The following is a 9129-nucleotide window of genomic DNA, read 5'->3' as shown; positions in this document are numbered from 1 at the left end:
GGTTTTGTGTTTATCAGTGGTGTTCTCTCCATATCCACCCGCGCCCCGGGGGCCCCCCCCCGGGGGCCCGCGCTTGGTCGTCGGCCTGATGGCCTCGCCCTCGAACGCCGGACGCGCCGAGGCAAGGCCCCCTCGGGAAGGGGACGGGCAGGGGCGGCGGGTCGCCCCCGCCGCGTCAGAACGTCAGCGGCTGGCCGAAGTGATAGCGCGACACCGACCCGTACGTGACATCCCACTGGGCCGCGATGTGCGTCTTGAACATCGCCACGTCCCGGTAGTACTTCGCCATCGGCGATCCCAGGCGTGCCGAGCTGGACCCCGCCGTGGAGAACGCCAGATCGACGGCCTGGTTGGCCAGTTGGGCGCCCTGCAGCAGAACGCCCCGCAGCCGCGCGTCCTCCTCGGGCGTGAACTCCTGGCGCGTGCGCTCCCAGCGTCGCCCCAGCTCGGTGTACTGGCGCATCGCGGCGAGCAGCAGGGTCTCGGCGGCATCGATCTGGCCGAGCATCTTGCCGTACCAGCGGTGGAACTCCGCGGACTCGGTCCGCGGCATGACCGGCGGGAAGCTCGTCGGGCGGGCGGTCATCAGCTCGTCGAACACGTCGTGGGCGGCCCAGGCGGCGCCGATCTGCGTGGCGACGAGCTCGCAGTTGAAGAAGGCGATGGTCCGGCCCAGGTAGACGGGATTGCGGTGCAGCTGATAGCCGACCGTTCCCTCCTCGCCCAGGACGTGGTCCTTGAAGTCGTAGATGACGCTGAGGTGCTCGGGGACCAGCATGTCCTCGACCCGGATGGAGTTGGAGCTGGAGGCCCGCATCCCCAGGACCAGGTCGCCGCCCCAGTCGTCGAGGATCTCGTAGTCGCCGCGCGGGACGACGAACGCGCGCAGTCCGAGCGGTATGTTCTCCTCGGTGAAGGTCGGGGCGACGAGTATCGCGTGGCTGCTCCACTTCGAGCCCGAGCAGTAGTCCCATGTGCCGGTGAGCCGGTAGCCGTCCTTCGTGCGCTCCGCCCTGCCGCGGGGGATGGTGCGGCCGGGCGCGACGAAGTCGTTCGTGAACAGCTCTTCCTGAGCCTGTTCGGGCCAGAAGGACGCGATGTGCCAGGCGTGTCCGGCGCCGAGGACGAACGACCAGCCCACGCCCGGGTCGCCGCGTGAGATCTCGACGGTCACGCGCAGGAAGTCCTCCAGCGGCAGCTCCAGACCGCCGTACCGCTTCGGCTGGAGCATGCGGTAGAAGCCGGCGTCGAGGAACTGCTTGTGAACGGCCTCCGAGTAGCCGCCGAGCACCTCGTGCTCCTCCTGCGCGGCCCTGAGGGCGGGGCGGAGGCCGGCGGCCACCCCGAGGAGGTGGTCGGCCGTGCCCTCGGCCGCAGGCTGGGGCGCGGGGTCTGCGGCGTACAGGCTTGCGCTCATCGCGCTCTCCTCTCGTGAATTTTGTATGACGATAATATAGGCAGGCAGGTATCGGCGCCAGCCCTGGCCGCACAAGGGGGACGCCTCAGGTGGTGGCCGCGAGCGCGCCTTTACGTCAATGTACGATCGTCATACAGTCTTACGGCGGGTTCGCGCAGAACTGACCGCAGAGTCACCCGGAGCCCGCTCATGGGGCGTCAAGAGGAGTTGGTTGTGATGTCCACGCCGCCACCCGTCAACCCGTCCGGCTCCCGCCCGGTCACCGCGCAGGAGTTCCGCGACGTCATCGGACGGTTCGCCACCGGTGTCACCGTCATCACGACGGAGCACGACGGCACCCGGTACGGCAGTACCGCGAGCGCGGTCAGCTCGCTGACCGACGACCCGCCGATGCTGCTCATCTGTCTCAACCGCAATTCGGCCACCGCCGCGGCGGTGCGTGACAGCAAGACCTTCGCGGTGAACGTCCTCGCCGAGGACCACGTGGACCTCGCCACCCGCTTCGCCTCCCGCGTCCCCGACAAGTTCGAGGGAGTGCCCACCGAGACCGCGTCGAACGGCTCCCCCCTGCTGGTCGGCGCCATCGCGCACCTCATCTGCCGGGTCGCCGAGCAGGTCGAGGCGGGCACCCACTACGTCTTCCTCGCCCACGTCGAGGAGGCGACCTCCTACTCCGGTCACCCGCTCGCCTACTTCCGGGGCCGTTTCGGCCGGATGCAGACGGCGCCGGAGGCATCGGTGCTGCGCGAGGTCCGCGCCCGGGTGCTCGACGCGGGCAGCGATGTCGAGGAGGTCATCGACATCGCCCGCTGGGCCGGGGAACTCGGCGTCGCGGTGAACCTCGTCCACCGCGCCCTGGTGGCGCTGGCCGACGAGGGGATCGTCCGGCGCCGGGGCGGGGAGTACCTCATCACGCCCGTCCCCGACTCGATCATCGACGAGGTGTACAAGGCCAAACTGGCCATCGAGACAGGCGTCGCCGAGCTCACTGTCGGCAAGGTCGGACCGGGGCAACTCGCACGGCTGCGGGAGCTCATGGAGGACACCCTCGGCTTCGTGAAGGACGGCCGCTTCACCGATCCCGAGGGCTGGGTGCGCGCCAACGAGCGCTTCCACGAGTACATGGTCGAGCTCGCGGGCTCGGCGATCCTCCTCGACACCTACCGCCGGCTGTGCCTGCCGGGGCTCAACCTGCGCGCGCTCGACGGGGGAAGCTACGCATCGACCTCCCTCCTCGACGACCACCGCGAGCTCGTCGAGGCGTACGAGGCCGGCGACGTGGCCAGGGTCGCCACCGTCCTGAAGCAGCACGCGCTGCGCCCGCTGGAGATGCGCCACCAGGACCAACTGCGCCGGGCCGCCCTCGCGGGCGCCGTCGACTGAAATCTCTGACGCCGACTCACCGCCCTTCGCTGAGCCGGCTCACTGTCCTTCGCTTAGGAGACGCGATGACCACAGCACACGCCGCCGCACGGCCCGACCTCACCGAGCCCTCGGAGGAGGAGCTCGTCGCGCGGGCGAGGGCGATGCGGGAGGAACTCCTCGCCCGCCAGGAGGAGGCGGAGGCACTGACCCACATCCCCGCCGACATCCACGAGCAGTTCCTCGCCAACCGCTTCTACGACATGTTCGTGCCCAGGATGTACGGCGGGCTCGAGGTCTCGCCCAAGACGTTCTTCACGGTGTGCAAGGAGCTCGCCCGGGGCGACATAGGCAGCGCGTGGTGCTTCACCCTGGCCGCCAACCACGCCCTCCACGTCGCCTCCTGGTATCCCAAGGAGGTCCAGGACCGGGCCTTCGGGAACGGCGACTTCAGGGCGGCCTCGGTGTCCGCACCGACGGTTAGGGCCAGGAAGACCGACGGCGGCTACGTCCTCGACGGCACCGTGGACTACTGCTCCGGCATCCCCTACTCCACCTGGTACCTCGGCCAGTGCATGGTCGAGCAGGAGGACGGCTCCGCCCCGGTGATCAGCATGTTCCTCGCTCCGGAGTCGACCTTCGAGCGCCTGCACAACTGGGGCGGGTCGACGGGCCTGAAGTCCACCGGCTCGGAGAGCATCCGCTTCACCGGCGCCTTCCTGGAGGCGCACCTCGTCATCGAGAACGCCAACATGATCGACATCCCGGTCAAGGACGGCACGGTCGGCTCCAAGCTGCACGGCAACCCCATGTACGCCGGCCGCGGCCTGCTCACCTTCACGGTGTCCCTGGCCAGCCTGGCCGTGGGCGGGCTCTACCACGCCCTCGACGAGTTCGAACTGCTCATGCGCACCCGCAAGACCCCGCTCCCGCCCGTCCAGCCGCGCCTGTACGACGTGGACTACCAGCGCCACTACGGCGCCGCCTGGACGAAGATCAAGACCGCCGAACTGGCCCTCGACGGAGTCATCGCCCAGCACATGGAGCACTGCCGCGCCACCGTCGACGGCACCCGCGAGTACACCTTCGTCGACGACTGGAGCCTGGCCTGCGCGGTCCGCGAGATCATCGTCCAGCTCTGGGAGACGCTCGACCACGACCTGCTCCGCATCATCGGATCGTCGTCCATGCGGCAGGGCGAGCGGTTCGACCGCATTTTCCGCGACATGAGCTCGCTCATCACCCACCGCAACGCGATGCTGCGCGAACAGGCCTTCCGCAACACCGCCTGCCTGTTGCTGGAGATCCCGCCGCCCGAGGCCCGGTGACGGGCCGCTGTGAGACAGGAGCGACCCTGATGAACACATGCCCTCACCTCGACGCCGACGTCGAGCCGATCACCCTCCGCACCGGGTTCTTCTGGATCCCGGGGGAGCACCTCTCCACACCTCACGGCACGGTTCCGCGCGGACCGCTCTACGTCAAGTGGCTGGCGCCCGCCGAAGTCACTCGCCCGTACCCGCTGATCCTCGTGCACGGCGGCGGCGGACAGGGCACCGACTGGCTCGGGACCCCCGACGGCCGGCAGGGCTGGGCCTACGACCTGGTCCGCGCCGGGTACGCCGTGTACGTCGTCGACCGGCCAGGACACGGCCGCTCACCCCATCACCCCGACGTACTGGGACCCGTGTCCCCGCCGCTGCCGCTGGAGTTCGCGAACTTCCTGTTCGCGCCGCCCGACGGCGCCGAGACCCAGACCCAGTGGCCGTGGGAGCGCGGCCTGGAGGGGGCGGAGTTCCAGCAACTCACCTCCGGGATGGGGTTCTTCATGGCCGACTTCGCCGAGGGACAGCGACTGGACGGGGAACGGCTCGCCGCACTCCTCGACCGGACCGGCCCGGCGGTACTCGTCACCCACTCCGCGGGCAGCCCGAGCGGCTGGCTGGCAGCGAACCGGCGGCCCGACCTGGTCAAGGGCATCGTCGCCGTTGAACCGATGGGCCCGCCGTACGGCGAGTTCCCCGGGCTCGGCGAGATGACCTACGGCCTGACCTACGCCGAACTGGCCACCGAGCCGCCGCTCGACTCCCCGGAGCAACTGAAGGCGGACCCCTCCGGCCACCGCGTCCCGGGTCTCACCGGCACCCCGATAGCCGTCGTGACGGCCAGCGCCTCAGCCAGCGCGCCCCAGTCCCCGCCGCTGGTGGACTTCCTCCGCGACGTGGGCGCGGACGCGGAACTGCTCGCACTTGAGGACGCGGGCATCGTCGGCAACGGCCACGGCCTGATCCTCGAGGCCAACTCCGCCGAAACCGTCAAGCCGGTCATCGCCTGGCTCGACCGCCTGGAGGCGTCCCGATGACAACCGAGGACAAGCCCGCGAACCCGACCGCCCAGGCGCTCCCTCAGGAGGCGGTTCGCCGCCTGAGGGAGGTCGTCGGCGCCGACGCGGTGCTCCTGACCGATGCCGAGCGGGACACCTACCGGGACCCGTACTGGTTCCAAGGCGACCGCACCTACGACTCCTCGGCCGTGGTATTCCCCACCTCCACCGAGCAGGTGCGGGACGTCGTGCGGATCGCGGGCGAGTACCGCATCCCGGTGTGGACGTCCTCCCAGGGCCGCAACAACGGCTACGGCGGCCCGTCCCCCCGCGTCCGCGGCTCCCTCCTGATCAGCTTCCGCCGCATGAACCGTGTCCTGGAGATCAACCGCGAACTCGCCTACGCCGTCGTCGAACCCGGCGTCCGCTGGTTCGACCTGTACGACGCGCTGGAAGCCTCCGGCAATGGCGACCTGTGGTGCTCCATTCCCGATCTCGGCTGGGGCAGCGTCATCGGCAACACCCTCGACAACGGCGTCACCTACGGCCCCAACGGTTCCGACTTCCAGAAGCTCTGCGGTATGGAGGTCGTCCTCGCGGACGGCGACCTGCTGCGCACCGGCATGGGCGCCATCTCCGGCAACCCGTCCTGGCACGTCTACCAGCGCGGTCTCGGTCCGGTCCTCGACCCGCTGTTCATCCAGTCCAACTACGGCATCGTCACGCGCGCCGGCGTATGGCTGCAGCGCCGCCCGGAGGCGTACGCGCCGATCTACCTGACCGTCCCCCGGGACGACCAGCTCGCGCAGGCCGTCGACATCATCCGCGACCTCCGCCTCGACGGCGTGGTCCGCGGTGTGCCGAACCTGCAGAACACCATCACCATGGCCGCGCAGTTCCCGGAGCTGCTCGGCGAGTTCATGGGTGCCGAGGGCCCGGCGAGCGAGGAGACCCTCGACGAGCTCGCGGGGCGCACCGGCATCGGGCGCTGGGGTCTGCGCACGGCGCTGTGGGGAGACCTGCCCGTCGTCGAGCACCAGCTGCGGCGCATCCGCGAGGCGTGGTCGGCCATCGAGGGCGCACGTGTCGACCACGGCCGCACGTTCCTGCGCCACGAGTGGGGCGAACTGAGCACCTTCATGGAGAAGGTCCAGGCTGGCATCCCGAGCATGGACCTGATGGAGGTCGTCCCCGACTTCGTCGGACACATCGGCTTCTCTCCCGTCGTCCCCCTCACCGGCACCGAGGTGCGCCGCGTCGTCGACGTCATCCAGCGCATGGTCACCGAGCGAGCCCGCACCAACTTCGTCTGCGCGATCTTCCCGATCAACGACCGCAGCGCGATCGTCGTCAGCAGCATCAGCTTCGACACCCGCGACGAGAAGCAGGTACGGGACGCGGTCGACACCGCGAAAATGCTGGTCAGTGAGGTGGGCGCGCTCGGATACGGCGAGTACCGCGCGCACCTCGACTTCATGGACCTCGCGGCCGACCAGTACGCTTACAACGACCACGCCTATCGGCGCTTCGTGGAACGCATCAAGGACGCCGTCGACCCGAACGGGATTCTCTCGCCGGGGCGGCACGGCGTGTGGCCCAGCGCCCACAGGGAGGCACGCGCGTGACCGTGATCAAGGACGTCGACGGTCTGGTCGCCGTGGTGACCGGCGGTGCCTCGGGCATCGGCAGGGGCATCGCACGGCGGCTGGTGGAGCGCGGCGCGCACGTGGTGATCGCCGACATCGAGGAGGGCCCCCTCCGCGCGGCCGCGGAGGAGATCGGAGCCGTCGGCGTGCGCACGGACGTCTCGGACGCCGCGAGCGTACGCGCGCTGGCGGAGGAGGTCACGGACCGGTTCGGCAAGGTGCACCTGCTGTTCAACAACGCCGGGGTGGCCCCCGAGTCCCGCATCGCGGACATGACCCTGGCCGACTGGAGATGGATCCTCGACGTCAATCTCCACGGCGTCATCCACGGCATCCAGGCCTTCCTGCCGCTGCTGAAGAAACACGGCGAACCGGCGTACCTCGTCAACACCTCGTCCATGGGCGGCTTCGTCGCCGACATGCCCGGCCTCGGGGCGTACGCCACCACCAAGTTCGCCATCATGGGCCTTACCGAGGCGCTCGCCCAGGAGCTGGAGCGGGAGGGCTCGAACGTGGGCGCCGCTGTCCTCGCGCCGGGCACGGTCCGCAGCAACATCGCCCGCAGCCTGCGCACCAGGCCCGCCGAAGCGGGGGGCGACAGCAGCTTCGTGCAGAACGACATCTCCCAGGACGAGGAGCTGGCCAAGCTGCGCTGGCTGGACCCGACCGAGGTGGGAGACGTCGTCCTGGCCGCCCTGGCCCGGGGCGAGAGGCACATCGTCACCCATCCCGAGTGGTACCCCATGGTCGCCGAGCGTGCGGCCGTGATCGAGGCGGCGTTCCAGCGCGCGGTTGCCGCCATCGGAGGAGAACTCTGATGGCCACTGACCCGAAGGACGTCGTCCGGGCCTTCGTCGACGCGCTCAACCGCCAGGACTTCGGCCGTGTCGGCGAACTGATCACCCCCGACTTCAGCTACACGATCATGGCTTACGACCTGCCGGGCGCACAGATGCCGATGGGCGGGGAGACCATGCTCAAGGTGCTCCCGGGAATGCTTGCTCTCTTCGACGAAACCGGCCCCCAGCTCGAGCTCACCCGTCTCGTCGCGGAGGACGGCTGGGTCGTCGCCGAGGCGCGGGGAAGCGGCTTCTTCCGCGACGGGAGCCCGTACGCCAACCGGTACGCCAACTTCTACGAGGTCGCGGACGGCCGGGTCAGGGCGTTGCGCGAGTACATGGACACCCAGCACACGGCGACGTCGTTCGCCGCGGTGCAGTAAGCGAGGTGACGCGGATGTCGGCTCCGCCATCACGGACGCTTCCGCCCGGTATGTCGGCCGAGGAGTTCTCCCGGGCACTGAAGTCGTTGGCGCTGGTCGTCGGCGAAGAGCAGGTACGCAGCTCCGAGGAGGAGTTGGTCGACTTCCGTGACCCCTACTCGTTCCCGGGGCGGGATGCGTTCTCCCCCTCCGCGGTGGTCTCACCCCAGTCGGTCGAGGAAGTACAGGCGATCGTCCGCGTCGCGAACGAGTTCCGGCTTCCGCTGTGGACGGTCTCCCAGGGCAGCAACAACGGGTACGGCGGTGCCGCTCCCAGGGTCGGAGGCTCGGTGGTGGTGAGCCTGCGGCGTATGAACAGGGTGCTGGAGGTCAACGAGGAACTCGGCTACGCCGTCGTCGAACCCGGCGTCCGGTTCTCTGACCTCTACGACCATCTCCGCGCCGGCGGCCACCGCCTGATGGTTTCCACACCGGACCTCGGCTGGGGAAGCGTGATCGGCAACGCGCTCGACCACGGTGTCGGCGGGTGTACGGAGACCACGCCGCGAGCGCCTGCGGGATGGAGTCGTCCTGCCGGACGGGGACCTCCTGCGGACCGGCCAGGGTGCGATGACCGGATCGAAGGCCTGGCATGTGCACCGCCGAGCCTTCGGACCGTCCGTCAGCGACCTGTTCATGCAGTCCAACTTCGGCATCGTGACCCAGATGGGTGTCTGGCTCATGCCGACGCCGGAGTGCACCCTGGTGGGCACCGTCGGTGTCCCCCGCGAGGAGGACTCGAGCCGCTCGTCGACACCCTGAGGCAGTTGATGCAGCGCGTAGGACGTCACGATGTTCCTGTACGACCTGACGAACCAGGACCAGGTCACGGCGGCCTACACGGCATGCCGGGAACTGATCGTCGAGACGGCGAAAGCCGGGTTCGGTGAGTACCGGGCGCATCTCGACGCGATGGACCTGGTCGCCGACCAGTACGACTTCAACGGCCACGCGATGCGCCGCTTCACGCAGAAGCTCAAGGACGCGATCGATCCGGCGGGCATCCTCGCGCCCGGCAAGCAGGGCATCTGGCCGGCCGCTCACCGGCCCTGACAAACGGCGACAAGCAGTGGGGCCCCGGCCGGGGCCCCACTGCTTGCTCTGTCCTGCTTCTCACCGT

At 69.4% G+C, this 9129-nt stretch carries 9 protein-coding genes and 1 pseudogene; 9 read left to right on the top strand and 1 reads right to left on the bottom strand.

Features of this window, described 5'->3' with window-relative positions; all coding sequences use genetic code 11:
* Positions 1–175: 175 nt before the first annotated feature.
* A complete protein-coding gene (locus ABT300_RS23255; RefSeq protein ID WP_351678828.1) occupies positions 176–1417 on the bottom strand; it encodes an acyl-CoA dehydrogenase family protein in 1242 nt (413 codons plus the stop codon).
* Positions 1418–1633: 216 nt separating this feature from the next.
* On the opposite strand from ABT300_RS23255, the gene ABT300_RS23250 reads away from it, so the two are divergent.
* The 9 genes and pseudogenes from ABT300_RS23250 (at position 1634) to ABT300_RS23210 (ending at position 9062) form a co-directional block, all read left to right on the top strand.
* The gene (locus ABT300_RS23250) at positions 1634–2800 is read left to right on the top strand and encodes a flavin reductase (RefSeq protein ID WP_351678826.1); all 1167 of its coding nucleotides are present in this window, start codon (positions 1634–1636) and stop codon (positions 2798–2800) included.
* Between the two features lie 65 nt (positions 2801–2865).
* Entirely contained in the window at positions 2866–4107 is a 1242-nt protein-coding gene (locus tag ABT300_RS23245) for an acyl-CoA dehydrogenase family protein (protein WP_351678824.1), read from the top strand.
* 29 nt (positions 4108–4136) lie between these two features.
* Positions 4137–5141 carry an alpha/beta fold hydrolase gene (locus ABT300_RS23240; RefSeq protein WP_351678822.1) on the top strand — a complete coding sequence of 335 codons (1005 nt, stop codon included), beginning with the start codon at positions 4137–4139 and terminating at the stop codon, positions 5139–5141.
* Positions 5138–6727, top strand: coding sequence for an FAD-binding oxidoreductase (locus ABT300_RS23235; RefSeq protein WP_351678820.1), 1590 nt, complete (start codon positions 5138–5140; stop codon positions 6725–6727). Before ABT300_RS23240 ends, ABT300_RS23235 begins: the two co-directional genes overlap by 4 nt.
* Positions 6724–7566 (top strand): SDR family NAD(P)-dependent oxidoreductase, encoded by an 843-nt coding sequence (locus ABT300_RS23230; protein ID WP_351678818.1) that lies wholly within the window; start codon positions 6724–6726, stop codon positions 7564–7566. The genes ABT300_RS23235 and ABT300_RS23230 overlap by 4 nt, the downstream gene beginning before the upstream one ends.
* Entirely contained in the window at positions 7566–7970 is a 405-nt protein-coding gene (locus tag ABT300_RS23225) for a nuclear transport factor 2 family protein (protein ID WP_351678816.1), read from the top strand. The genes ABT300_RS23230 and ABT300_RS23225 overlap by 1 nt, the downstream gene beginning before the upstream one ends.
* 14 nt (positions 7971–7984) lie before the next feature.
* Positions 7985–8443, top strand: a pseudogene (locus ABT300_RS23220) (FAD-binding oxidoreductase); the annotation flags it as partial.
* Between the two features lie 136 nt (positions 8444–8579).
* Entirely contained in the window at positions 8580–8771 is a 192-nt protein-coding gene (locus ABT300_RS23215) for a hypothetical protein (protein ID WP_351678834.1), read from the top strand.
* 30 nt (positions 8772–8801) lie between these two features.
* Positions 8802–9062: an FAD-linked oxidase C-terminal domain-containing protein gene (locus tag ABT300_RS23210; RefSeq protein WP_351678813.1), complete on the top strand. Its 261-nt coding sequence runs from the start codon at positions 8802–8804 to the stop codon at positions 9060–9062.
* Positions 9063–9129 lie beyond the last annotated feature (67 nt).

It is taken from the genome of Streptomyces sp. NPDC001027, from assembly GCF_040299045.1.
Classification (GTDB): domain Bacteria; phylum Actinomycetota; class Actinomycetes; order Streptomycetales; family Streptomycetaceae; genus Streptomyces.
This window is presented reverse-complemented; position numbering and strand designations above follow the sequence as displayed.